This is a genomic window from Kitasatospora setae KM-6054 (assembly GCF_000269985.1).
Lineage (GTDB): Bacteria > Actinomycetota > Actinomycetes > Streptomycetales > Streptomycetaceae > Kitasatospora > Kitasatospora setae.
Genome location: NC_016109.1, coordinates 6,236,862 through 6,260,982 on the forward strand (window position 1 = coordinate 6,236,862; position 24,121 = coordinate 6,260,982).

General features: G+C 76.0%; 23 protein-coding genes. 13 read left to right on the top strand and 10 right to left on the bottom strand.

The genetic code is table 11. From position 1 onward, the window contains the following. Positions 1 to 137: 137 nt before the first annotated feature. Both KSE_RS27570 and KSE_RS27575 read left to right on the top strand, forming a co-directional pair. Positions 138 to 1,250 carry a hypothetical protein gene (locus tag KSE_RS27570; protein WP_014138643.1) on the top strand — a complete coding sequence of 371 codons (1,113 nt, stop codon included), beginning with the start codon at positions 138 to 140 and terminating at the stop codon, positions 1,248 to 1,250. 164 nt (positions 1,251 to 1,414) lie between these two features. Next, positions 1,415 to 2,920, top strand: a complete 1,506-nt coding sequence (locus KSE_RS27575; RefSeq protein ID WP_014138644.1) for an alkaline phosphatase PhoX — start codon at positions 1,415 to 1,417, stop codon at positions 2,918 to 2,920. Between the two features lie 97 nt (positions 2,921 to 3,017). Here the strand turns inward: KSE_RS27575 and KSE_RS27580 are convergent, their stop codons facing one another. After that, positions 3,018 to 4,631 carry a PucR family transcriptional regulator gene (locus KSE_RS27580; RefSeq protein ID WP_014138645.1) on the bottom strand — a complete coding sequence of 538 codons (1,614 nt, stop codon included), beginning with the start codon at positions 4,629 to 4,631 and terminating at the stop codon, positions 3,018 to 3,020. Positions 4,632 to 4,861: 230 nt separating this feature from the next. Between KSE_RS27580 and pruA the strand changes: the two genes are divergently transcribed. Further along, a complete protein-coding gene (gene pruA, locus KSE_RS27585; protein ID WP_033260022.1) occupies positions 4,862 to 6,490 on the top strand; it encodes an L-glutamate gamma-semialdehyde dehydrogenase in 1,629 nt (542 codons plus the stop codon). A 100-nt stretch (positions 6,491 to 6,590) separates the two neighbouring features. Beyond that, the gene (locus KSE_RS27590) at positions 6,591 to 7,520 is read left to right on the top strand and encodes a proline dehydrogenase family protein (protein ID WP_014138647.1); all 930 of its coding nucleotides are present in this window, start codon (positions 6,591 to 6,593) and stop codon (positions 7,518 to 7,520) included. A 79-nt stretch (positions 7,521 to 7,599) separates the two neighbouring features. Here the strand turns inward: KSE_RS27590 and KSE_RS43250 are convergent, their stop codons facing one another. Continuing rightward, complete coding sequence (locus KSE_RS43250) at positions 7,600 to 8,511, bottom strand: hypothetical protein (protein ID WP_014138648.1); 912 nt, start codon at positions 8,509 to 8,511, stop codon at positions 7,600 to 7,602. A 9-nt stretch (positions 8,512 to 8,520) separates the two neighbouring features. Then, a complete protein-coding gene (locus KSE_RS27600; RefSeq protein ID WP_106438044.1) occupies positions 8,521 to 9,741 on the bottom strand; it encodes a TerD family protein in 1,221 nt (406 codons plus the stop codon). Between the two features lie 138 nt (positions 9,742 to 9,879). Between KSE_RS27600 and pepN the strand changes: the two genes are divergently transcribed. From pepN to KSE_RS43010, 3 genes are read left to right on the top strand one after another with little or no spacing between them, the layout of a single operon-like run. After that, complete coding sequence (pepN, locus tag KSE_RS27605) at positions 9,880 to 12,375, top strand: aminopeptidase N (protein ID WP_014138650.1); 2,496 nt, start codon at positions 9,880 to 9,882, stop codon at positions 12,373 to 12,375. A 24-nt stretch (positions 12,376 to 12,399) separates the two neighbouring features. Further along, positions 12,400 to 12,549 carry a hypothetical protein gene (locus tag KSE_RS43005; protein WP_158413060.1) on the top strand — a complete coding sequence of 50 codons (150 nt, stop codon included), beginning with the start codon at positions 12,400 to 12,402 and terminating at the stop codon, positions 12,547 to 12,549. A 17-nt stretch (positions 12,550 to 12,566) separates the two neighbouring features. Then, positions 12,567 to 12,716 carry a hypothetical protein gene (locus KSE_RS43010; RefSeq protein ID WP_158413061.1) on the top strand — a complete coding sequence of 50 codons (150 nt, stop codon included), beginning with the start codon at positions 12,567 to 12,569 and terminating at the stop codon, positions 12,714 to 12,716. A gap of 209 nt (positions 12,717 to 12,925) precedes the next feature. Here KSE_RS43010 and KSE_RS27610 read toward each other — a convergent pair whose 3' ends face one another. Continuing rightward, the gene (locus KSE_RS27610) at positions 12,926 to 13,924 is read right to left on the bottom strand and encodes a hypothetical protein (RefSeq protein WP_148283167.1); all 999 of its coding nucleotides are present in this window, start codon (positions 13,922 to 13,924) and stop codon (positions 12,926 to 12,928) included. 334 nt (positions 13,925 to 14,258) lie between these two features. On the opposite strand from KSE_RS27610, the gene KSE_RS40370 reads away from it, so the two are divergent. Further along, complete coding sequence (locus KSE_RS40370) at positions 14,259 to 14,759, top strand: SsgA family sporulation/cell division regulator (RefSeq protein WP_014138652.1); 501 nt, start codon at positions 14,259 to 14,261, stop codon at positions 14,757 to 14,759. Here the strand turns inward: KSE_RS40370 and KSE_RS27620 are convergent. From KSE_RS27620 to KSE_RS27630, 3 genes are all read right to left on the bottom strand, one after another. Next, the gene (locus KSE_RS27620) at positions 14,678 to 16,006 is read right to left on the bottom strand and encodes a GAF domain-containing protein (RefSeq protein ID WP_014138653.1); all 1,329 of its coding nucleotides are present in this window, start codon (positions 16,004 to 16,006) and stop codon (positions 14,678 to 14,680) included. The two genes, KSE_RS40370 and KSE_RS27620, sit on opposite strands and share 82 nt — an antisense overlap. Before the next feature lie 189 nt (positions 16,007 to 16,195). Then, positions 16,196 to 17,182, bottom strand: coding sequence for a M56 family metallopeptidase (locus KSE_RS27625; protein WP_014138654.1), 987 nt, complete (start codon positions 17,180 to 17,182; stop codon positions 16,196 to 16,198). Continuing rightward, positions 17,179 to 17,511 (bottom strand): BlaI/MecI/CopY family transcriptional regulator, encoded by a 333-nt coding sequence (locus tag KSE_RS27630; RefSeq protein ID WP_231873432.1) that lies wholly within the window; start codon positions 17,509 to 17,511, stop codon positions 17,179 to 17,181. The genes KSE_RS27625 and KSE_RS27630 overlap by 4 nt, the downstream gene beginning before the upstream one ends. Before the next feature lie 328 nt (positions 17,512 to 17,839). Between KSE_RS27630 and KSE_RS27635 the strand changes: the two genes are divergently transcribed. From KSE_RS27635 to KSE_RS27655, 5 genes are all read left to right on the top strand, one after another. After that, positions 17,840 to 18,478: a phosphatase PAP2 family protein gene (locus tag KSE_RS27635; RefSeq protein WP_014138656.1), complete on the top strand. Its 639-nt coding sequence runs from the start codon at positions 17,840 to 17,842 to the stop codon at positions 18,476 to 18,478. A gap of 122 nt (positions 18,479 to 18,600) precedes the next feature. Further along, on the top strand, positions 18,601 to 19,113 hold the full coding sequence (locus KSE_RS38810; RefSeq protein WP_014138657.1) for a pyridoxamine 5'-phosphate oxidase family protein: 513 nt from the start codon (positions 18,601 to 18,603) through the stop codon (positions 19,111 to 19,113). A gap of 125 nt (positions 19,114 to 19,238) precedes the next feature. Continuing rightward, positions 19,239 to 20,360: a TIGR03364 family FAD-dependent oxidoreductase gene (locus KSE_RS27645; protein WP_014138658.1), complete on the top strand. Its 1,122-nt coding sequence runs from the start codon at positions 19,239 to 19,241 to the stop codon at positions 20,358 to 20,360. 50 nt (positions 20,361 to 20,410) lie between these two features. Next, positions 20,411 to 21,094, top strand: coding sequence for a phosphonatase-like hydrolase (locus tag KSE_RS27650; RefSeq protein WP_033260264.1), 684 nt, complete (start codon positions 20,411 to 20,413; stop codon positions 21,092 to 21,094). Positions 21,095 to 21,181: 87 nt separating this feature from the next. After that, entirely contained in the window at positions 21,182 to 22,441 is a 1,260-nt protein-coding gene (locus KSE_RS27655; RefSeq protein ID WP_014138660.1) for a glycoside hydrolase family 3 N-terminal domain-containing protein, read from the top strand. A gap of 37 nt (positions 22,442 to 22,478) precedes the next feature. Here the strand turns inward: KSE_RS27655 and KSE_RS38815 are convergent, their stop codons facing one another. From KSE_RS38815 to KSE_RS27670, 3 genes are read right to left on the bottom strand one after another with little or no spacing between them, the layout of a single operon-like run. Further along, positions 22,479 to 23,078, bottom strand: coding sequence for a DUF6584 family protein (locus KSE_RS38815; RefSeq protein ID WP_014138661.1), 600 nt, complete (start codon positions 23,076 to 23,078; stop codon positions 22,479 to 22,481). 44 nt (positions 23,079 to 23,122) lie between these two features. Then, a complete protein-coding gene (locus KSE_RS27665) occupies positions 23,123 to 23,443 on the bottom strand; it encodes a DMT family transporter (RefSeq protein ID WP_014138662.1) in 321 nt (106 codons plus the stop codon). Then, a complete protein-coding gene (locus tag KSE_RS27670) occupies positions 23,443 to 24,102 on the bottom strand; it encodes an HAD family hydrolase (RefSeq protein WP_014138663.1) in 660 nt (219 codons plus the stop codon). Before KSE_RS27670 ends, KSE_RS27665 begins: the two co-directional genes overlap by 1 nt. Positions 24,103 to 24,121 lie beyond the last annotated feature (19 nt).

The following is a 24,121-nucleotide window of genomic DNA, read 5'->3' on the forward strand; positions in this document are numbered from 1 at the left end:
AGGGCGGTTCGCGCACCCCCGGCGGGCGCGCCGGGGGCCCTTCGTCGCGCGGTCTTTCACCTGATGGCTCGACAGGTTCGTTGGGCCGTAAGGTAAGGCGGCGTTGGAGTGGCGAACGGCCGGGGGTGCGGCGAGGGATGAAGTGGCAGCGCACGAGCGGGCCCGGGGACACCGAGGCGGTCTACGCGGAGCAGGAGGCGCACAGCCGCCGGGTGCTGGCGGGCGCGGGGTTCCCGGTGTTCGGGTGGGTGCACGAGGACTGGGCGGTGCCCGGCCGGGACGTGCTGGCCGCGTACGAGGTCCGCGACGGGGAGCTGGAGGCGGTGGAGACCCGCTCCGGTGACTGGAGCTCCCCGCAGGGGCCGTACGTGACGGTCCGGACCCACCGGCCGGGGGCCGAGGCGGGCACGCCGCTGCCCGACCTGGAGGACGTGGTCGAGGACGAGCGGGACCGCGTCTACGAGCAGCTCGGCGTGGACGAGGGCGACACCGCCGGCCGGGTCCGGGCCCTGCGCGGGTGGATCACCGTCGACGGCGAGCCGCACGCGCTGCAGGTGCACGAGGACTCGCGGACCCCGGCCGGGCACGGCACGGTCTGGGCCGGCCGGCTCCGGGTCGGCGGCACCACGGTGACCGTCACCGGGCGCGGCGTGCTCCCCGGCGCGGTCGAACTGCGCGGGATCGCCGACTTCGAGCGGTACATCGTCGGCCGGACCGCGATGCTCCGGCAGGTCGCCGCGCTCCGCGCCGACCGGCGCCCCGCCGAACCCGATCCCGAACCCGCCGAACTCGGCCTGCGGGCGCACCGCGAACTGGTGCTGCAGGCGATCGCGCGGGCCGCCGCCGTGGTCGCCCAGCTGCGGGCCGGCCGCTCGGCCCGGCTGCCGCGCCACCTGCGCGGCGAGGAGCGGCGGACCCGCTGGGAGAGCGCCGTCCGGCAGCAGATGCGGCTGGCGTCCGAGACCCGGGAGGAGGCGGACGAGGCGGTCACCTCGATGGTCAACCACCTCAGCCGGCTCGCCCACCACGCGGACTGGGTCAGCGGCACCGCCGAGGGCACGGCGGCCGTGGAGGAGGTCGTCCGGTACACCGCGTTCGCCAGCGAGGTGCCGAGCCTGCCGGCGCAGCGCGCCTGGGAGCGGCTCTGGGCGGGCGGCACGCCCGAGCTGCCGTCCGGGACGGAGGACGCCTGGCTGACCGCCTGGGAGCAGTGGCGGGTCGAGCGGACCCAGCACGGGACGCGGCGGTGAGGGCGGCGCGCGGGGCGGCGCGCGGGCGGTAAAGGCAAGGTCATCGGAGGCTCTATGGATGGTAAATCGGCACGCTGACGCCGCGTCCGATTCACGCCCGGTTCACGTGCGGCCCGGAACCTGTCGGTCACCGAAGCTCACCCTCTCCTCCAGGAGTGACCGTCATGTCGCTGTCCCGCCGGGACTTCGTGAACCGTTCGACCATGCTCGGGGCAGGCGTCCTGATCGCCGGCAGCGCCGAGGTGCTGGCCACCGCGCCCGGCGCGATCGCCGCCCCGGCGGGCGGGGACGCCGCCGTCGACGCCGCCGCCGCGAAGGGCGGGCACACCGCGGTCGGCTACGGCGAGCTGGTCTCCGACCCCGAGGGCATCCTGGCGCTGCCGAAGGGCTTCTCGTACGAGATCATCACGCACTCCGGCAAGACCACCCTGGTCACCGGCGAGTCCACCCCGAGCAACCACGACGGCACCGCCGCGTTCGAGGGCCGGCACGGCGCGACCCTGCTGGTGAACAACCACGAGCTGGCCGGCCCGCGCTCCAAGTGGGCGCACCCCGTGCCGCTGCTGGAGGGCTACGTCTACGACCCGGCCGCGGCCGGCGGCTGCACCGTCGTCGAGGTCTCCGGCCACGGCAAGGGCCACGGCCGGGACGACGAGCACGGCAAGGGCCACGGCCACGGCAGGCGGGAGGTCCGCGAGTGGGTCGGCATCGCCGGCACCGCGACCAACTGCGCCGGCGGCGCCACCCCGTGGGGCACCTGGCTGACCTGCGAGGAGACCGAGGACAAGGCCGGCACCAACGGCTTCACCAAGGACCACGGCTACGTCTTCGAGGTCGACCCGCAGGACCAGGCCGCCAACCGGGACCCGCAGCCGATCAAGGCCTTCGGCCGGTTCGCGCACGAGGCCGTCGTCGTCGACGAGAAGCGCGGCCACGCCTACCTGACCGAGGACGCGTCCAAGCCGAACGGCCTGCTCTACCGCTGGACCCCGCCGGCCGGCTTCAAGCACGGCAAGGGCAGGCTGCGCACGCTGGCCGCCGACGCGGGCGCCTTCGAGGCGCTGAAGGCGTTCGACGCGCAGGGCAAGCTGGTCGACGACCTGTCCCGGGCCACCAAGCCCGGCACCACGTACGGCGCGGACTGGGTCAAGGTGCAGGACCGCGACGCCCGCACCACCTCGATCCGCAAGCAGTTCAAGGACGGCGAGATCACCCGGGCCCGCAAGCTGGAGGGCATGTGGTGGGGCGACAACGGCATCTACTTCGTCTCCTCGTTCGCCCGTGAGGAGTCGCCGCTCCAGCACGACGGCCAGGTCTGGTTCTACAACCCGGCCCGCCGCACGCTGACCCTGAAGGTCATCCTCGGCGTCAACAACGACATCTGGGCCGACCACGGCAACTTCGACGGCCCCGACAACATCACCGTCTCGCCCCACGGCGGTCTGATCATCGCCGAGGACGGCAACGGCCTGCAGCACCTGTTCGGCGCCACCACGGACGGCCGGACGTACGCGCTGGCCCGCAACGAGCTCAACAACGGCACCGCCGAGGCGCCGGAGTACAGCGAGTTCACCGGCGTGACGTTCTCGCACGACGGGCGGACGCTGTTCGCGAACATCCAGGAGCCGGGCATCATGCTCGCGATCACCGGGCCGTGGCACCGGATGTGACGCCGGATGTGACAGCGGATGTGACGCCGCGTTGACCGGTGGGGGTCCGCCCGGGGAGGGTTCCGCTCCCCCCGGGCGGACCTCGCCGTCGGCGGGGTCAGTGCTCCGGGAGCCTCAGCTGGAGCATGGCCAGCAGCCGCTGCTGGGGCTGGGCGAGGTCCAGGCCGGTGAGCTGCTCGGCCCGGCGGACGCGGTAGCGCAGGGTGTTGGGGTGGATGTGCAGGGCGTCGGCCGCGGCGCGGACCTCGCCGAGGGCGTCGAGGTAGGCGAGGACGGACTCGGCGAGCCGGGTGTGGTGCCGGGCGTCGTAGCCGGCCAGCGCGGTCAGCCGGGGGTCGCGCAGCTCGGGGCGGTCCTGGAGCAGTGCGACGACCTCGGAGACCAGCACCTCGGCCTGGACGTCCTGGAGCGCCGCGACGTCCGGGACGACGCCGCCGCGGCCCATCGCGTCGAGGATCCGGTCGGCCTGCGCGCGGGAGGCGGGGACGTCCGCCAGGCCCGGGACGGTGGGGCCGATCGCGGCCCGCAGCGGGATGGAGAGGTGGTCGCGGGCGGCGTCCACGGTCTCCTGGGTCCAGTCGCGCAGGGTGGCGGCCGGCAGGCCGGGCGGGAGCTCGGGCAGCAGCACGTAGACCCGGGAGTCGACCGGGGCGAGCAGCGCGCCGCGGTGCCGGGCGGCGGTGTGCACCGAGATCAGGCCGGTCACCTCGTCGCGGGAGAGCTCGGCGTCCCGGCCGTCGGTGGCGGCGGGCGCGTAGGCCAGGACGGTGGCCGGGCGGCGCAGGTCCAGGCCGAGGTGGGTGGCGAGCGACTGCGGGCCGGTGGAGCCCTCCAGCAGGCCGGTCAGCAGGGTCTGGGTCAGCCGGGTGTCGGCCGACAACTCCCGGCGGCGGCGCACCAGTTGGCCGGCCGCGACGCGGGCCGCGCCGACCAGCGCCTGCTCGGCGGTGTCGGTCAGCGGGCGGGAGCCCTCCTGCACCCAGATGGTGCCGAGCGGCTGCGCGCCGGAGCGGATCGCGATCGCCAGCCGGCGGCGGATGCCCAGCTCCGGGTGGGCGGCGATCTCGATCGCGCCCTCGGAGCCGCGCAGGTGCGAGAAGACGCCCCACTCGCGGAGCTTGGCCAGGTACGGCTCCGGGCCCTGCCGGCCGAGGATGGAGAGCCGGCGCAGGTCGTCCACCTCGTCGGTCTCCGAGGTGCGCGAGTAGGCCAGCACCCGGCTGGAGGTGTCCTCGATCGAGACGATGCCGCCAGTCAGCACGGCGACGGTCTGGGCCAGCGAGAACAGGTCGCCGGCGGTCGGCCCGCCCGGCTCGGGGCCGCCGGGCCCGTCCGGGTCGTCGGCGCCGGTCAGCAGGGTGCGGGCCAGCGAGTCGAGGTGCTCCCAGCGGGTCTCCCGGCGCACCGACAGCAGCGCCACGCCCGCCTCGGTGGCGGCCTCGCGCAGCGCGTCCGCCTGCCCCGGCCCGTCCAGCTTGACGGCGACGGCGGCGGCCCGGGCCCGTCCGGCGGCGCGCAGCGCGGGCAGCGCGGCCCGGCCGCGGGCGCCGATGGCCAGCACGAGTTCGCCCGGCGCGGCGGTCGGCGGGTCCTCCGGGTCGAGGATCGACACGTGCCGCACCGGGACGTCCAGCCCGGCCGGCGCGGCCTGCAGTTCGACCAGGGGTTCGCCGAGCGACATCAGCAGTTGGCGCAGCGGGAGGCCGGTCATGGCAGGTCCTTCGTCGGGTCGGACAAGATCGGGACCCCGAGTTTAGTGAGCCGGACAGGAAGCGGCCGCCGTGACCGCGGCGTGACGCCGTTCGTCCGGGCGGACAACGGCGAGCGGGGGAATTTGGCGGCGCGGCCAACAGAAGCGGGCGGGGACGGGGAATAGCGTTTCTCCATGCCGGTGTGCGACCCCTGCCGGCTTCCCATGACGAGAAGGAGAGCGTGCGCGCCATGGATGCTGTGACCCAGGTCCCCGCGCCGGTGAACGAGCCGGTCCACAGCTACGCCCCCGGCAGCCCCGAACGGGCCCGGCTGGAGGCCAAGCTGAAGGAGCTGGGCGGCCAGGGGCCGATCCAGCTGACCATGACGATCAACGGTGAGCAGCGCCTCGGCGCCGGCTCCGAGATCCACGTGGTGCAGCCGCACAACCACGCGGCGCGGCTCGGCACCCTGCGCAACGCCACCCAGGACGACGCGCGGGAGGCCATCGACACCGCGCTGGCCGCCGCGCCGGCCTGGCAGGCGCTCTCCTTCGACTCCCGCGCCGCGATCTTCCTGCGCGCCGCGGACCTGCTGGCCGGGCCGTGGCGGGAGACCCTCGCCGCGGCCACCATGCTCGGCCAGTCGAAGACCGCCCAGCAGGCGGAGATCGACACCCCCTGCGAGCTGGTCGACTTCCTGCGCTTCAACGTGCACTTCGCCCGGCAGATCCTCGCCGAGCAGCCGATCTCCTCCGACGGCGTGTGGAACCGCACCGACCACCGCCCGCTGGAGGGCTTCGTCTACGCGATCACCCCGTTCAACTTCACCGCGATCGCCGGCAACCTGCCGACCGCGCCCGCGCTGATGGGCAACGTGGTGATCTGGAAGCCGTCCCCGACCCAGCAGTTCGCCGCGCACTACCTGATGCGCCTGCTGGAGGCCGCCGGCCTGCCCAAGGGCGTCATCAACATGGTGACCGGCGACGGCCTGGCCGTCTCCGAGGTCGCGCTCAAGCACCCCGCGCTGGCCGGCATCCACTTCACCGGCTCCACCGCCACCTTCCAGCACCTGTGGCGCACCGTCGGCGAGAACATCGCCGGCTACCGCACCTACCCGCGGATCGTCGGCGAGACCGGCGGCAAGGACTTCCTGGTCGCCCACCCGTCCGCCGACAAGGCCGTGCTGAAGACCGCGATGACCCGCGGCGCCTTCGAGTTCCAGGGCCAGAAGTGCTCGGCGCTGTCCCGCGCGTACGTCCCCGCCTCGCTCTGGGCCGAGATCAAGGACGACTTCCGCGACGAGGTCGAGTGGCTCACCATGGGCGACGTCAGCGACCTCGCCAACTTCATGGGCGCCGTCATCGACGACCGCTCCTTCGCCAAGAACAAGGCCGCGATCGACCGCGCCAAGGCCGACCCGCAGGTCGAGGTGCTGGCCGGCGGCACGTACGACGACTCGGTCGGCTACTTCGTCCGCCCGACCGTGCTGGTCTGCCAGGACCCGGCGGCCGAGTACTTCCGGGACGAGTACTTCGGCCCGATCCTCGCCGTGCACGTCTACCAGGACGAGGACTACGACGAGATGCTCGCGCAGATGGAGTCGGTCTCCTCGTACGGCCTGACCGGCTCGATCATCGCCCAGGACCGCGCGGCCGTCGAGCACGCGATGCGCGTCCTGCGCAACGCCGCCGGCAACTTCTACATCAACGACAAGCCGACCGGCGCCGTCGTCGGCCAGCAGCCCTTCGGCGGCGGCCGCGCCTCCGGCACCAACGACAAGGCCGGCGCCAAGCAGAACCTGACGCGCTGGACGTCGACCCGCTCCATCAAGGAGACGTTCGTCCCGCCGACGGACTACCGCTACCCGCACATGGGCTGACACCGCCCGGCCCCTGTGCCTCCCCGCGGGGCGGCCGCCACCCCCCACGGCCGCCCCGCCCCCCTCGCCACCAGCTGATCCGCTTCGCCGGGAGTCCACGATGCTCCGTTCCGCCCTCCTCGCCGCCTCGCGCTCCCCGCAGGTGCGCACCATGGTCGAGAAGTTCCCGCCCACCCACGCGATCGTCGAGCGCTTCGTCGCCGGCGACCGGCTCGACCAGGGCGTGGACGCCACCGAGAAGCTGGTCACCAGCGGACGCAAGGTCACCCTCGACCACCTCGGCGAGGACACCAAGGACGCCGACCAGGCCGCCGGCACCGCGCTCGCCTACGAGCACCTGCTGACCGCCCTCAAGGAGACCGGCCTCGCCGCGGACGCCGAGGTCTCGGTCAAGCTCTCCGCGGTCGGCCAGTTCCTGCCGGTCGACGGCGAGAAGATCGCGCTGGAGAACGCCCGCCGGATCTGCGAGGCGGCCGCCGCCGCCGGCACCACGGTGACCCTCGACATGGAGGACCACACCACCACCGACTCCACCCTGGCCATCGCCCGCGAGCTGCGCGCCGACTTCCCGTGGCTGGGCGTCGTCCTCCAGGCGTACCTGCGCCGCACCGAGGCCGACTGCCGCGACCTCTCCCACGAGGGCTCCCGGGTCCGGATCTGCAAGGGCGCCTACAAGGAGCCCGAGTCGGTCGCCTTCCAGGGCAAGCGCGACGTCGACCTCGCGTACGTCCGCGCGCTCAAGGTCCTGATGGCCGGCGAGGGCTACCCGATGGTCGCCTCGCACGACCCCAACATGATCAAGATCGCCGGCCAGCTCGCCGAGTGGAACAAGCGCGACGTCTCCTCCTTCGAGTACCAGATGCTCTACGGCATCCGCCCCGAGGAGCAGCTCCGCCTCGCCGAGGCCGGCAACACCATGCGCGTCTACCTCCCCTACGGCCAGGAGTGGTACGGCTACTTCATGCGCCGCCTCGCGGAGCGCCCCGCGAACCTGACCTTCTTCCTGCGCGCGATGGCGACCCGCGGCTGACCCGCCGCCGATCTCCCCCGAGGGCCCGTGGCTTCACGCCGCGGGCCCTCGGGCGTTGCCCGCGCGGGGCGGCGCGCCGTCAGCCGGGGGCGGTGTGGCCGAGGAGGAAGTGGGCGCGGGTGGGGCGGCCGCGGGTGGGGGCGGGGTGGGCGAGGGTGGTGGCGAGGGAGGTGAGGGCGGCGCGGGTGAGGGCGAGTTCGGGGGCGGGGAGGGCGGTGAGGTCGGTGAAGGTGATCAGGGGGGTGCGGGTGGGGGCCTCGTGGAGGCCGCCGAAGAGGGAGTCCTCCAGGGCGTCCCAGCTGTGGTGGCCGAGGAGCGGGGGGTCGAGGGGGAGGGCGTGGCGGATGGCGTCGAACAGGGCGGCGCGGGTGGCGACGCCGGTGGTGTCGACCGGGTAGTGCCGGGAGGGGGCGAGGTCGGCGCGGGCGCGGGGGAGGTCGCGCGGGTGCAGCAGGGTGACCGGGGGCAGCGCGAAGCGGCCCGCGCGCCAGGCGGGGAACGGGGGGTGGTCGGCGGTGCGGGAGCCGGCGGTGGCCAGGGCGGTGGTGAACTCGCGGGCCAGGTCGGTCAGTTCGGCGTGCAGCCGGTCGTACGGGTGGTGCTCGGTGGCGGGGGACGGGACCCAGTCGGTGCGGGAGGCGCAGTGCACGGCGACCGTGTCGGGAGTGGGGAAGGTGAAGGTCAGGGTGCGTTCCAGGCCCTGCGGGTAGAGGTCGAGGGCGTACGGGGTGCGGTAGCGGAAGGCGGCGAGCAGCTGGTCGAGCTCTTCCAGGACGGCGGAGAGGTCGTAGGAGACGTCGAAGTGCCAGCGCGCGCCGAAACCGCCCGCCCCGGCGGCCGCGTCGGTGGCGGCGAGGTCGGCGCAGCCGATCAGGGCGAGGGCGGGGTGGTCGTACGGCGGCTCGTCCAGCGGGTCGAGCGCCTCCGGCGGCGCGGGTGCGGTGGGCGGCCGGAGGCGGACGTGGAAGCGGACGGGATCGGGCACGGGCACGGGCGGGGGTCAGAGCATCGCGGCGGCGGGCTTGACCATGCTGCGGGCGGTCTTGGCGTCGACGTACTCGCCGAGCGCGGTCATCACCCACTCGCCGGAGAACTGGCGGACCAGCTTGCACATCGCGACGCCGGTGTGCGGCTCGGACTGGGCCAGGTCGAAGCGGACCAGCTCCTCCTCGGTGGACGGGTCGACCAGCCGGCAGTACGCGTTCTTGATGTCGGTGAACTTCTGCCCGGAGAAGGAGTTGACCACGAAGACCAGGCCGCAGACCTCCGGCGGCAGGCCGCCCAGGTGCACGGTGATCGACTCGTCGTCGCCGCCGCCCTTGCCGGTCAGGTTGTCGCCGGAGTGGGCGATCGCGCCGTTGAACACCGACAGCTTCATGAACCAGGCGGTGTCGAGCTTCTCGCGCTTGGCGTCGAAGGCGATCACCGAGGCGTCCAGGTCGATGTTGCGGCCGCGCCCGGCGGGCTCCCAGCCGAGGCCCATCCGGACCGAGGCGAGGCACGGCCGGCCGGCCTTCTCCAGCGAGACCGAGCCGCCCTTGACCAGGTTGACCCGGCCCTTGTCGAGGGTGATCTTGCCGACCGCGGGCGAGCCGGACGGCATCGGCGGCGGGGACGACGGGGCGGCGGGCGCCTGCGGGGCGGCGGCCGGCACCGGCGGGGCGGACGGCGGCGCGGCCGGGGCCGCGGGGGCCTGCGGCGCGGCGGCGGTGGCCGCGGCCGGGGGCGCGTCCTCGACCGAGACGCCGAAGTCGGTGGCGATGCCCGCCAGCCCGTCCGCGTACCCCTGGCCGACCGCGCGGACCTTCCACTCGGCGCCGCGCCGGTAGACCTCGACGACGACCAGGGCGGTCTCCCGGGTCAGCCGCGGCGGGGTGAAGGTGAACAGCTCGCGGCCGGTGTCGGCGTCCCGCACGGTCGCGGTCGGCTCGGTGCCGGCGAAGGTCGCCCGCTGGTCGTCGAGCGAGGCGGTGACCACGATCCGGGAGATCTCGCCGGGCACCGCCGCGGTGTCCACCGCGATCGCGTCCGGCGTCGCGCCGGAGCCCGGGCGGTGCGTCACGCCGGGCCCCTGCGGGGCGTTGAAGAACACGAAGTCGGCGTCCGAACGGACCTTGCCGGCCGCCGTCAACAGCAGCCCCGACACGTCCAGTCGCTTGGGTGCGGTGACCTCGACCACCACCCGGGCCGAGCCCAGGGACGCGTTGCCGCCCTGCACCAGAACCGTCGTCACGTGCTCCTCCTCTGATCGCCGCTCGCCCAGAGCCTAGCCAAACCGTTCCGCCCGGCGGGGTTCGCCGCGAGCGAATCCGGCCCGAACACGCTTGCCCGGCCGGGCGGGCTCGGCGAGCATGCGGGCATGCCAGCACTGCAACGATCCGAAGCGACTGTCCGTGCCCGCCTGCTGGAGGTCGACGGCTACCACGTCGACCTCGACCTGACCCGGGGCCCGGACCGGTTCGGCAGCACCACCGTGATCCGGTTCCGGTGCGCCGAGCCGGGCGCCGACAGCTTCGTCGACGTCGACCCCGCCGTCCTGCGCTCCGCCGTCCTCAACGGGCGGCCGCTGGACCCGGCCGCCCTGGACGGCAACCGGCTCGCGCTGCCCGGCCTGCGGGCCGAGAACGAGCTGCGGGTCGACGCCGAGATGCGCTACTCGCGCACCGGCGAGGGCCTGCACCGCTACACCGACCCGGCCGACGACGCGGTGTACGTGTACGCCACCTGCGGACCCGACCTGGCCGCCAAGGTGTTCGCCTGCTTCGACCAGCCCGACCTGAAGGCCCCGTTCACCCTCACCGCCACCGCCCCCGAGGACTGGACCCTGGTCGGCAACGGCGCCGAGGTCTCCGGCGAGAAGGGGAGTTGGGAGTTCGCGCCGACCAAGCCGATCTCCACCTACCTGTTCACCGTGGTCGGCGGCCCGCTGCACTCGGTGCGCGGCGAGCACGACGGCATCCCGCTCGGCCTGCACGCCCGCCGCTCGCTCGCCGCCGAACTCGACCGCGAGGCGGCCGAGTTGTTCGAGGTCACTGCGGCCTCGCTGGACCGGCTGCACGAACTCTTCGACGAGCGCTACCCGTTCGGCGAGTACCACCAGGCGTTCGTCCCCGAGTTCAACTGGGGCGCGATGGAGAACCCCGGCTGCGTGGTCTTCCGCGACGAGATGCTGTTCCGCTCCCCGGCCACCCACGACGAGCGCGAACGCCGCGCCATGGTGGTCTGCCACGAGATGGCCCACATGTGGTTCGGCGACCTCGTCACCATGCGCTGGTGGGACGACCTGTGGCTGAACGAGTCCTTCGCCGAGATGCTCGGCTACCGGATCGCCGCCGAGGCCACCCGCTTCACCGGCACCTGGACCGGCTTCTCCGCCCAGCGCAAGGGCTGGGGCTACGACGCCGACCAGCGCGCCTCCACCCACCCGGTGGCCGGCAACGGCACCCGCTCGGTCGCCGAGGCGATGGTCAACTTCGACGGCATCTCCTACGCCAAGGGCGCCTCCGCGCTGCGCCAGCTCGTCGCCTGGCTCGGCGACGACGCCTTCTTCGCCGGCCTGAACGCGTACTTCGCCGACCACCTCTACGGCAACGCCGAACTCCCGGACTTCCTCGCCGCGCTGAGCGCCAGCAGCGGCCGCGACGTGCCCGGCTGGGCGGACGCCTGGCTGCGCACCAGCGGCGTCGACACGCTGCGCGCCGAGACCGAGCGGGCCGCCGACGGCACCCTCACCGCGCTCACCGTCGTCAACGAGGGCAGCCGGCCGCACCTGATCGAGGTCGGCGGCTACCGGGTCGAGGACGGCCGGGTCGTCCCGGCCGGCCGCGCCGCCGTCGAACTCGGCCCCGGCCGCCGGGTCGCCGTCCCCGCCCCGGTCGAGGCCGGCGCCACCCTGGTCGTCCCCAACGACGGCGACCTCACCTGGGCCAAGATCCGCCTGGACGAGCACAGTTGGCGCGCGGTGCGGGAGTCGCTGTCCGCGATCGAGGACGACGTCACCCGCGCCGTCCTGTGGGAGCACGCCCGCGACCTCGTCCGGGACGCCGAGGTCGACCCCGCGGTCTACCTCGACCTGATGGAACGCCACCTGCCCGCCGAGACCTCCGACAGCATCGTCGAACGCGTCCTCACCTTCGCCCGCGCCTTCGTCGTCGCCCGCTACCTGCCCGCCGCCCGCCGCGCGGACGGCCTGGCCGCCGTCAGCCGCACCGCCCGGGCCCTGCTGGCCGGCGGCGGCAGCGAGGGCATCCGGCTGGCCGCGCTCCGGGCCGCCGTCGAGAGCAGCGGCGGCGACGCCCAACTCGCCGAACTGCGCGGCTGGCTGGCCGGCGACGGGCTCCCCGGCGGGCTGACCCTCGGACCGGAACTGCGCTGGGCCGCGATCGCCCGACTCGCCGCGCTCGGCCACGCCGACGAGGACGCGATCGCCGCCGAGGAAGCCCGCGACCCGGGCAGCGAAGCCGAGTTCGGCGCCGCCAGGGCCCGGGCCGCCCGACCCGGGGAGGCCGCCAAGGCCGCCGCCTGGGACCTGCTCTTCACCCCCGACGCCGTCTCCAACCGGATCCTGGAGGCCACCGCCCGCGGCTTCTGGGCCTCCGGCGACCCCGAACGGCAGACCGGCTACGCGCTGCGCTTCTTCGAGCGGATCACCGAGGCCGCCGACCGCAGCGACACCGTCACCCGGCTGCTCGGCCAGAACCTCTTCCCCGACGCCGAAGCCACCCCCGAGGCGGTCGCGGCGGCGGAGGCCGTCCTCGCCGACCCCGCGCTGACGCCCGCGCTGCGGCGCAACCTCGCCGACTCCGCGGACGATCTGCGGCGGACCCGGGCCGTGCGGGTCGCCTTCGGCGGGTAGCGGGTGGCGGGTGGCGGGTGGCGGGTGGCGGGTGGCGGGGGACGGGGGGCGGTCGCGGCGGCGGAGGCCGTCCTCGCCGACCCCGCGCTGACGCCCGCGCTGCGGCGCAACCTCGCCGACTCCGCGGACGACCTGCGGCGGACCCGGGCCGTGCGGGTCGCCTTCGGCGGGTAGCGGGTAGCGGGTAGCGGGTGGCGGGTGGCGGGTGGCGGGGGGCGGTCGCGGCGGCGGAGGCCGTCCTCGCCGACCCCGCGCTGACGCCCGCGCTGCGGCGCAACCTCGCCGACTCCACGGACGACCTGCGGCGGACCCGGGCCGTGCGGGTCGCCTTCGGCGGGTAGCGGGTGGCGGGTGGCGGGGGGCGGTCGCGGCGGCGGAGGCCGTCCTCGCCGGCCCCGCGCTGCGGCGCAACCTTGCCGACTCCGCGGACGACCTGCGGCGGACCCGGGCCGTGCGGGTCGCCTTCGGCGGGCGCGCGGGAACGGCGGGTGGGCGCGGCTTCCGGGCCGCAGCCGCCCGCCGTTGCCCGGGTCGCCGGGCGGCCCGTTGCTCAGGCGAAGGTGCCGCGGGCGGCGAGGGCGCGGGCGGTGGGGAGGGCGAACGCGGAGGCGGTCCAGGTCTCGGTGGCGGCGGGGGGCTGGACGGTGGCCGCGCCGGTGACGGTGAAGGTGTAGGTGCCGGGGCGGAGCGGGAGGTCCGGCGGGGTGGTGAAGCGGTAGACCAGGGTGTCCCGTTCGAGGGCGATGGTGGGGACCGCGCCCGGCAGGTCGCTGGCGGGGGCGGTGCCGGGGAGGGTGCCGGGGCGGTTGAGGCGCAGTTCGACCTGGAGGGCGGTCATCGCCTCGTCCAGGGTGAGCCGCAGGGTGTGCCGGGTGCCGGTGGGGCCCAGGGCGTCCACCAGGGTCTCGCCGCGCAGGGTGCGGGACGGCGGGGCGGACGGCGGGGGCGTGCCGGTCGACGGCGGGGAGGCGGGGGGCGCCGACGGGCGCGGGCCCAGGCTCGCGGACGGGCTGACGGCCGGGCTCGCGGACGGGCTCGGGGCCAGCGAGACCGGGCGGACCGGCCCGCTCCCGGGCGGCGGGGCGCTCGCGGGGGCGCTCGCGGACGGGCCCGGGCCGGTCGCGGCGGTCGGCCCGGCGGCCGACGGCGCGGAGGTGGCGGCGGACGCCGGAACGGCGGCGGAGGCCGTGGCCGGGTGCGGCTCGGGGTCCTGGGCGCCGGAGCGGTGCGGGCCCGGGGTGGGGGAGTCGCCGATGCCGGGGACGGGCGCGGCCTGCACGGTCGGCGCGGGCGCGGACGCGGAGCCGGCGCTCCCGCCGGGGGTGGCGTCCGCGCTGGGCTCCGGGCTGGGGACGGGCGGGCCGCCGACGGTCACGCCGATCCGGCGGGCGATCTGCTGCTGCTCGTTCAGCAGCCAGGTGGTGGCCAGGCTGATCCCGATCACGGTGGACATCGCCATCGCGGCGCCGGAGAACCGGATGGTGGGCAGCCGCAGCCGCCCGCCGAAGGGTCCGGGGCGGCCGTGCCGTCCCGACCGGCCCGTGGGCACGGGCCTGGAGTGCTCGCGGAGCGCCACCGGGCTCCCCTTCCTGGTCACAGGTCCGCACGCGACGCCGCACCCCGCGCGCCGGCCCGGACGGGCCCGGACGAACGGGGCGGGAGGGACGAGACTACCAGCGGTCTGACGGACCGCCAGATCCCGGGCGAAACCCATGGGTCAAATCGAGTCCCGTTCGGCGAGGGCGAGTTGGCGCACCACGGCGCGGCGGCGGTGGCATGAAACGGCCAGCCGCAACACCCCGTGCAACCCCCTGCAACCATTGCGGGAGGGGGGTGCGCCGGAGCACGCTGGAGCGGTACCCAGCCGCTTCGGAGCGACCGTCATGCCGTGCGACCCCCTGTCCGCCCCTTCCGACCCGCCGACCGCCGCCACCCCCACGGGCGGCAGCCGGAGCGGAGCCGTCGCACCCCCCGCGACGGTGGAGGAAGTGCTGGAGCTGCGGATCGCGTTGGACCAGGACCTGGTCGGTGAAGTGCGCACCCGTTTCCGTTACGCGGCCGCCGCCCCGTACGAGGTGCGCCTCACCTTCCACCTGGGACGTCCCGACGAAGCGGACTGGGTATTCTCCCGTGACCTGCTGCGCGACGGCCTGCAGGCGCTCAGCGGGCAGGGCGACGTCAAGCTGTGGCCCGCGCAGTGCCCCTGCCACGGGCCGACCCTGCACCTGGCCCTGCAGTCCCCGCACGGCAGCGCCCTGCTGGAGGCGTCGCAGCCGCAGGTGCGGGCCTGGCTGGAACGCACCTACCGCGTGGTGCCGGACGGCAGCATCGAGGAACTCCTGCCGAGCGACGAGGAGTTGGCCGAGCTGCTGGCCGGCGGCTGACGGGGGCCCGGCAGCCGCCGGACGCCGCGGGCCAGGTCGGCCCGGAGCGCCCGGACGGTCGGCGAGAGCGAGCCGGGCAGCAGGTCGTGCGGCTCGTCCGGGCCGAGCACGACGACCCCGGCGCAGTTCGCCAGCCGGTACGGGCGGGCTTCCAGCAGGGCGCCCAAGTGGCGCCTCAGCCGCGAGAGTTCGGCCCGGACGGTGACCGTGCGGGCCGGGTCGGCGAACAGCGCGTCGGCGAGCTGCGCGGCGCTCAGGCCGTCCCGGTGCAGGGCCAGCAGCAGGAGCAGTTCGGCGTGCCGCGGGCTCGGGGTGTGCGACCAGGCGCCCGCGCTGCCGCGCACCCGCAGTTCGGGGCTCCCCGGGCGGCGCAGGTCCAGCTCCAGCTCGGCCGACTCGGCCTGTTCGGCGAGTTCGGCCGGCCGCGGCAGCGACGGGCGGACCAGCCAGCCGTCGGCCAGCGGCTCCACCGCGCACTCGCCCAGCGTCGGCACCCAGCGGACCCCGCCGGCGCCCCAGCTCTCCGGCGGCAGCGCGAGCCGGGGCGGCCCGGGCACGCCCACCGCGGCGGCCGTCCAGCCCGAGCCGTCCACCACCAGCGCCGGGCCGCCGAAGCGGGCCAGCAGCGGCACCGCGACGGTGCGCAGCCGGTGCAGCGCCTCCAGGTGGCCGGCCCGCAGCTCGGTCTCGGCCAGCCGGGCCGCCGTCACGGTCAGCTGCCGCAGGTAGGGGTGGCCTTCGGCGGCCGGGCCGCTCAGGTTCACCACGCCCGCCAGCCGGCCGGTGCGCGGGTCGCGGACCGGCACCGCCACGCAGCTCCAGCCGCGGTGGCTGTGCAGGTAGTGCTCGACCGAGTGGACGGTGCTCGGGCGGGCGGTGCGGGCGGCCAGGCCGATGCCGTTGGTGCCGACCTCGTCCTCCGACCAGAGCGCGCCGGGGCCGAAGCCCAGCGTGTCGGCGTCCCGTTTCAGCCGGTGCTCGCCGTCCCACCACAGGATCCGGGCCTTCGGGTCGGCCAGCGCGAACACCACCGGCGCGCAGTCGTCGGCCGGGAAGAGCGTGGAGCGCAGCACCGGCAGCACCTGCGCCAGGCCGACCGTGCGGCGGGCCTCCTCCAGCTCGGCCGGTTGCAGCCGGGGGACCTCGCGGGTGCGTTCCTGGTCCAGTCCGAGCCGGCGCAGCCGCGCCCAGGAGTCGCCTATCTCCGACCGGGTGGGCGGTGTCTCGCCGCCTCCGCTCCGCCGCATCCCTGCCCCCCGTCTCCCTGTTCGATCTGCCAGCCTAAGGGCGGCTGAACGGGACACGCCGAAGCGGGAAAAAAGACTCGCTCGGGGTTCCGGGGATGAGCGAAACTGGTCTGTTTCCCATGTTCACGCCCCCCGCGCCCCCCGCGCCCCCCGCGCGCGCCGGGGGCGCCGGGGGCGCCGGAGGCCGGCTCAGGGGCTCTGGGCGGTCTCCACGGCCTCGTGGAAGTCGTGGCCGGCCTCGGCGGCGGCCGCGGCGGTGGTGGTCAGGCAGCAGGCCAGCGCGAGGGCGGCCAGAGCGCGCAGCGGGCGGCGGGCGCGCGGCGGGGCGGGGGCGGTGAGCAGGGCGCGGACGCGGCGGGGGACCGGTCCGGTGGTGGCCGCGGGGCTGAGGCGGGGGCGCGGCGGGCCGGGCCGGCGGGCGGCGGCGAGCGCGGCGCGGCCGATCGCCCGGGCGGTCAGGGCCCGGTCGCCGACGGCGGCGGCGGCGCACTCGTCGGCCCAGCGCTCCAGGTGGTAGCCGAGGGCCGGGCGCAGCGGCCGCAGTGCGGGGTGGCAGACGGCGGCGTACTCGGCGGCGGCCAGCAGCAGGTGGTGGCGGCCGGCCAGGTGGGCGCGCTCGTGGGCGAGCAGGGCGGCACGCTCGGGCTCGGTGAGGGCGGCCAGCATGCCGGTGGTGGCGACGATCCGGGGCGGGCGGCCGGGCAGCGCGTACGCGTCGGCGCGGTCGTCGGTGAGGACGGTGAGGACGGGGTCGGCCGGGCCGGGGCGGCGGCGGTGCGGGCCGGGCGCGCCCGGGCCGGCCGGGGCGCCGCCGGTGGCGGTGCGGGCCCGGCGCAGGTCGGCGTACTGGTGGCGGGCGGCGCGGGCGGCCAGCGCGGCGACGGCGAGCAGCGCGGTGCCGGCCGCGGCGGCGGTGGGCAGCCACTCCAGGTCGGAGAGCTCGCTGGGGTGCCAGTGCGCGGGGGAGAGGTGGGCGAGCGCGGCGCCGTACGGCAGGTGCAGCAGGCCGGTGACGGTCAGCAGGCCGAGCGAGGCCAGGGTGGCGGCGCCCAGGGCGACGGCGGTGGCGGCCAGGGTGAGGGCGGCGGCGCGCGGGGCGAGCTGCTCGGCGAGCCGGCGGGCGAGCGGGGCGGCCAGCAGCGGCAGCAGCAGCGGGGCCCAGACGGCGATCGTCACGGCTGCTCCCCGAGCAGGTCGCGGAGCAGCCGCTCGTCCTCGTCGGAGAGGTCGGAGACGAAGCGGGCGAGCACGGTGGAGCGGTCGCGGCCGCGTTCGAGCTCGGTGCGCATCCGGCGGGCGGCGAGGCCGTCGGCGTCCTGGACGGTCGGGGTGTAGGCGAAGGCCCGGCCGGCCTTGGTGCGGGCCAGCGTCCCCTTCTCGTGCAGCCGGGCGAGGATGGTGGCGACCGTGGTGCGGGCCAGGTCGGCGGTGATGGCGTGCTGCACCTGCTGCGGGGTGAGCGGCCGGTCGGCGGCCCACAGGGCGGCCAGCACCTGGGCCTCCAGCTCGCCCGCCGGGCGACGGGCGGGCGGCGGGCCGGCCGGGGCGTCCGCGTCGTCCGTCCCGCAGTCGGCCGCGCCGCCCGCCACGCCGTCGGCCCCGGCGTCCGTCACGCCGTCCGCCGCGGCGTCCGTCACGTCGTCCGTCATGTCGCGCGAACCTCCGGGATTCGTCTACAGTCCTACCGACGTCTACAGAACTGTAGACGCTGGGGTGTGTCCCCGTACGGACGCCCCCAACGTAACGGGAGGTCCGCCAGCCTTGCCCCTGACCCCGCTCCCCGGAGCCGCGAGTGAGACGTTCGCCTCGCCCGTTCTGGTACATGTTGTCCCTGTGATCCCGAATGTTCATCCCCCCGCCCGCCCGCTCGCCTACGACGGCAGCGGCATCGACGGCGGCCTCTACACCCGGGTCACCGGGTGGGCCGAGGCCGCGCCGCACTGGCTCGACCAGGTCGTCAAGGAGTGGTCCGCGCTCGGCCTCGCGGTGTTCGCGCTGCTGATGGTCTGGGCCTGGTGGCGGGCCCGGGCGGCCGACTCGGCGGTGATGGCCCGGGTGCTGGCCTCGCCGCTGGTCGTGGTCGTCGCCTACCTGGTCAACTCGGTGCTGAAGTCGCTGGTCGAGGAAGTCCGGCCGTGCCAGCAGATCCCCGCCACCGTGCCGCTGGAGAGCTGCCCGCCGCCCGGCGACTGGTCGTTCCCCAGCAACCACACGGTCGCCGCGTTCGCCGCCGCCACCGCGCTCTGGTACGCCGACCGCAGGCTCGGCTGGATCGCGCTGCTCGCCGCCGTCCTGATGGGCGCCTCCCGGGTCTGGGTCGGCGCGCACTACCCGCACGACGTGCTGGTCGCCGCCCTGGTCGGCATCCTGGTCGCCGCCCCGCTGGCGCTGCTCGCCGGCCGCGCCGCCCCGCTGGTCGACCGGCTGCGCACCGGCCCGCTCGGCCCCGTCCTGGGGGCCGGAACGGCCTGAGCCGGCCGGGCCGGCCGGCCTCTTGTGCCGCCGCGCCGCGCGGGGGGAGCATGTGAGCCGGGCAGGGGAGCGGATCCCCCGCCCGGCTCGGTTTTTCCCGCAGCTCGGCGGAGGGACGCGCGATGCCGTACCGACTCGACGTCATCCAGGGGAACTGGCCCGCGGACCAGCTCGGGGCGGGGGTGGAGGGCCTGCTCGCCGACAGCACGGTGCTGAGCCTGGCCACCGCCGGCCACGAGCGCGGACCGCACGCCAACCTGGCCTTCTACGCCTTCGACTCCGACCTGGTGCTGTACTTCGTCAGCGAGCGCTCCACCCGGCACAGCCTGCACCTGGCCGAGGAGGCCCGGGCCGCCGCCACCGTCCACCTGCCGCCGCCCGGCTACGGCGAGCAGCTGCGCGGCGTCCAGCTCACCGGCCGCGCCTGCGAAGCCTGGGGGCGGCACGCCGAGGCGGCGCTGGCCGCCTACCGCGGCCGCTACCCGGCGTTCGCCGCCGACCCGGAGGCGGCCGCCCGGTTCCTGGAGGGTCGCGGGCCGGCCGCGCTGTACCGCTTCCAGGTGGAGGAGCTGACCGCCGTGGACGAACCCAGGTTCGGCCGGCGCGAGTACCTGCACGCGCGCGTCGTGCGCTGAGCCGGCCCGGAGCGGGCGCCGGGACGCCGGGGCGGCCAGGTTGTATGGACAACTCTTGCGGGCGGTTCACTCCCGCGACGAGAACCGGACGACTGGCGGCCACCTCGGCGCCCGAGCCTGTCCGCATGAGAGTCATCGTCGTAGGAGCGGGCGTGCTGGGCACCATGCACGCCTGGCAGGCCGTCGAACGCGGCCACGAGGTCGTCCACCTGGAACGCGAGACCGAGGCCCGCGGCGCCTCCGTCCGGAACTTCGGCCTGGTCTGGGTCAGCGGCCGCGCCGCCGGGCCCGAACTGGACACCGCGCTGCGCGCCCGCGAACTCTGGGAGGAGATCGGCGCCCGCGTCCCCGGCCTCGGCTTCCGGCCCAACGGCTCGCTCACCCTGGCCCGCACCGCCGCCGAACTCGCCGTCGCCGAAGCCGCGTTCAAGCTTCCCGACGCCGCCGCCCGCGGCTACCGGCTGCTCGACGCCGCCGAGGTCCGCGCCCTCAACCCCGCGCTGCGCGGCGACTACCTGGCCGGCCTGCACTGCGCCCGCGACGCCGCCGTCGAACCCCGCGTCGCCCAACCCGCGCTGCGCGCCGCGCTGGAGGCCACCGGCCGCTACGCCTTCCTGCCCGGGCGGGAGGTCCGCGACCTGGTCGGCGACCGCGCCGTCCGCGACGACCACGGACAGCTGCACGAGGGCGACCTCGTCCTGCTCTGCACCGGCGCCTGGCTCGGCGGGCTGGTCCGCGAACTCGCCCCCGAACTGCCGGTCCGCCGGGTCCGGCTCCAGATGATGCAGACCGACCCGCTCGGCGAGACCCTCACCACCTCCGTCGCGGACGGCGACTCCTTCCGCTACTACCCCGCCTTCGCCGGCCCCGAACTGGACGCCCTGCGGGCCGGCCAGCCGCAGCCCCCCGTCGCCGCCGAGCACCGGATGCAGCTCCTCATGGTGCAGCGGCGGGACGGCGGACTCACCGTCGGCGACACCCACGAGTACGACCAGCCCTTCGGCTTCGACGTCGTCGAGGACCCGTACGACCACCTCGCCGCCGTCGCCCGCGACCTGCTCGGCCGCCCGCTGCCCCCGGTCCGCCGCCGCTGGGCCGGCGTCTACGCCCAGTGCACCGACCCGGGCCTGGTCGTCCACCGGCAGCGGCTCACCGACGGCGCCTGGCTGGTGACCGGGCCCGGCGGGCGCGGGATGACCTGCTCGCCCGCGATCGCCGAGACGACGGCGGACGCGGCGGGGCTCTGAGCGCCCGCCCCGATCCGTCCCCCGCTCCGTAGAAACACAGAGGCTGATACATGACCACGCATGATGTGACCCTGGTGGTGCTCGACATGGCCGGCACCACCGTCGCCGACGACGGGCTGGTGGAGCTGGCGTTCGCCGCCGCCGCCCGGAGCCAGGGAGTGGAGACCGGGAGCCCCGAGCACGGCGCGATGCTGGCGCACGTCCGGGCGACGATGGGCGAGTCGAAGATCTCGGTCTTCCGGCACCTGTTCGGGGACGAGGACCGCGCCCAGGCCGCCAACCTGGCCTTCGAGGCCGCGTACGAGGGACTGGTCGACCAGGGGCGGTGCGCGGCGCTGCCGGGAGCGGCCGAGGCGATCGCCGAACTCCGCGGCCAGGGACGGAAGGTGGCGCTCACCACCGGGTTCTCCCGCACCACCCAGGACCGGATCCTGGACGCCCTCGGCTGGCACGCGATCGCCGACCTCACGCTCTGCCCGGCCGACGCCGGACGCGGCCGCCCCTACCCCGACCTGGCGCTCGCCGCCCTGCTGCGGACCCGCACCGACTCGGTCCGGCAGGTCGCCGTGGCCGGCGACACCGGCTACGACATGCTGACCGGCACCCGGGCCGGCGCCTCGGTGGTGGCCGGGGTGCTGACCGGCGCGCACGACGAGGCCCGGCTGCGGGCGGACGGGGCGACCCACGTGCTCGCCTCGGTCGCCGAACTGCCCGGACTGCTGGCCGGCCGCTGAGCGGCGAGCGCTGACCGCGCGGTCCCGGCGACGCCCCGGGGCCGCGCGGTGCTGGTCCGGGCCGCCACCGCGTGCTTACCTGAGGACATGCTGCGGTCACTGCGTTCGCTCGGCGTGCTCACCCTCGGACTGGCGCTGCTCACCGGCTGCGGCTCCTCCGGCAGCGGCGGCGGCAGCCCGTCGGCCGGCTCCGGGACGGCCACCGGCAGCGGCAGCGCGGAGCCCAGCGCGAGCGCCGGCCCCGAGAGCCCGGCCCCGACCCCGACGCCCAGCCCGGAGAGCCCGACGCCGACGCCCACGCCGACGCCCGGCCCGGAGAGCCCGTCGCCGACCGCGCGGCCCGGCGACGCCGAGCTGGCCGGCCGGCGGATCGTCTACTCGTACCCCGGCACCACCGTCCCCGAGGCGCTGCTGCAGCGGGTGCGCCAGGGCCGGGTCGCCGGGGTGATCTTCTTCGCCGAGAACGTCGGGAGCGACGCGAGCGCGCTGGGCACCGCCGTGGCCCGGCTGCGCGCGGCCGAGGCGCAGAGCCCCAGCCCGCGCACCCTGCTGCTGATGACCGACCAGGAGGGCGGACTCGTCCGGCGGGTGCCCGGCGGGCCCGCGCAGTCCGCGAAGGACGTCGGCCGCGCCGCCGACCCGGTCGCCGCCGCCACCCGCACCGGGCAGGAGGCCGCCGCCGCGCTCACCCGGTACGGCCTCAACCTCAACCTCGCGCCGGTGCTGGACGTCTACCGCACCCCCGGCGACTTCGCCGACTCCGCGCAGCGCTCCTACAGCACCGACCCCGCCACCGTCGGCAAGCTCGGCTCCGCCTTCCTCAAGGCCCAGCAGGACGCCGGGGTCGCCGCCACCGCCAAGCACTTCCCCGGCCTCGGCAGCGCCCCCGCCGGCGCCAACACCGACGAGAAGCCCGTCACCCTGGACGTCCCGCTGAACCGGCTGCGCGCCGTCGACGAACGCCCCTACCGGGACGCGATCGCCGCCGACGTCAGGCTCGTGATGTTCTCCTGGGCGATCTACCCCGAACTCGACCCGGACCACCCCGCCGGAATGGCCGGCTCGATCGTCCGCGACGAACTGCGCACCCGCCTGCACTACGACGGCGTCACCGTCACCGACGCGCTGGAGGCCAAGGCCCTCGACTCCTACGGCGGCACCGGGCCGCGCGCCCTCGCCGTCGCGCACGCCGGCGTCGACCTGCTGCTCTGCTCCGGCCGGGACGTCGCCCAGGGCGACGCGGCCGCCGCCGCGCTCACCGCCGCGCTCGGCACCGGCGAACTCGACCGGGACGACTTCACCGCCTCCGCGAACCGGGTCGACGCGCTCCGCGGCACGCTCAAGTAGCTTGCGGGAGCGGCGCGTTCAGGGTCAGGGGGCGGTGTCAGAAGAGGGCGCGTCCCGCCATCACCAGCAGCGCCACCAGCAGCACCAGGTACATGGTGACGTCGAACGCGACCTGCCCGGCGGTCGGCCCGGGGCCGCGGCCGGGCGGCAGCGCCGACGGCCGGGCCGGCGGCCGGGGCGGGACGTTCGGGCGGGCCGGGGGCTCGTCCGCGGCCGGCTCGCCGGTGGCCTCCGGCGCCAGCCGGACCGCGGCGTCCTCCGGGTGGCCGGGCCAGTCGGGGGCGCTCCCGGTGGCCGCGTGGTACAGCGCGGCGAGGCGCCGCCGGGCCAGCGGAGTGGACGGCGCGGCGCGCCCCGGGTCCGGCCAGCGCAGCACCTTCAGCCGGCGGGCCGGGTCCCGGAAGCGCCGCTCGAAGGCGGCGAGCTCGCCGGGGGTCAGCGCCTCGTCCAGGTAGTGCCAGCGCCCGCGCTCGCCGTCCTGCCCGTGCCGCCCCGGGTGGGTGTCGGCGAGGCGGCGGCGCACGGACAGGTCGGTCGGGGCGTTCGACAGCAGGCCGAGCAGCCGCAGCCGGGCCGTGCGGTACTCCCGCTCCCGCAGGTCGGCCTCGACCTTGGCCAGGGTGGATTCGACGCTCATGGGCCCGGATCGTCGTACGGGAGGCGGCGCGGGGTCAAACCGTCTCAGTGCGCCGGGCGGAGGTTCAGCAGCACCACGCCGGCGATCACCAGGACGATCCCGCACCACTGCGGGCGGCCCAGCGGCTCGCCGAAGAAGACCGCGCCGATCGCCGCGACCGCCGCCGTGCCCGCGCCCGACCAGACCGCGTACGCCACCGAGACCGGCAGGTGCTTCAGCGCGCGCCCCAGCAGGGCGAAGGACAGCACGTAGCCGGCCGCCACGGCCAGGCTCGGCCACAGCCGGGAGAACCCGTCGGTCAGCTTCAGCAGGCTGGTCGCGCAGACCTCGCTCGCGATCGCCAGGCCCAGCAGGACGTACGGCATCAGGCGGCGGTCAGCGCGGCGAGGAAGGGCAGGTCGGCGCGGACCAGGCTGTCCAGCACCGTGGTGCCCGCGACCGCCGGGATCGGGACGGCCGACGGCACCGCCAGCACCGCGCAGCCCGCCGCCCGGGCCGAGGCGACCCCGGTCGGGGTGTCCTCGACGGCCACGCAGCGGGCCGGGGGCAGGCCCAGCCGCTCGGCCGCCGCCAGGTACGGGTCCGGGGCGGGCTTGGTGCGGGGGGTGTCCTCGGCGGCGAGCGTGGTGCTGAACCAGTGCGCGCCGATCGCCGCCAGCACCAGGTCGACCACCCGGCGCGGCGACGCCGAGACCAGCGCCGTCGGCACCCCCGCCGCGCGCAGCGCCGCCAGCAGGGCCAGCGCGCCCGGCCGCGGCACGACCTGCGCGGCGACCTTCGCGGCGAACGACTCGTTCAGCCGGGCCACCAGCTCGGCCTCCGGCCGGCCGGTGCGGCTGCTGCGGTGCAGGTGGGCGGCGGTGTGCTCGACGGCCTGGCCGAGCACCTCGGGGAGGTCGTCGTCGGTCAGGGCGAGGTCGAGCTCGGCGGCGAGTTCGGCCGCGGCCTGCCACCACAGGTGCTCGGTGTCGACCAGGGTGCCGTCCATGTCGAAGAGGACGGCGGCGGGGCGGGGTGCAGGCATGGCGGTACCTTACGGGATC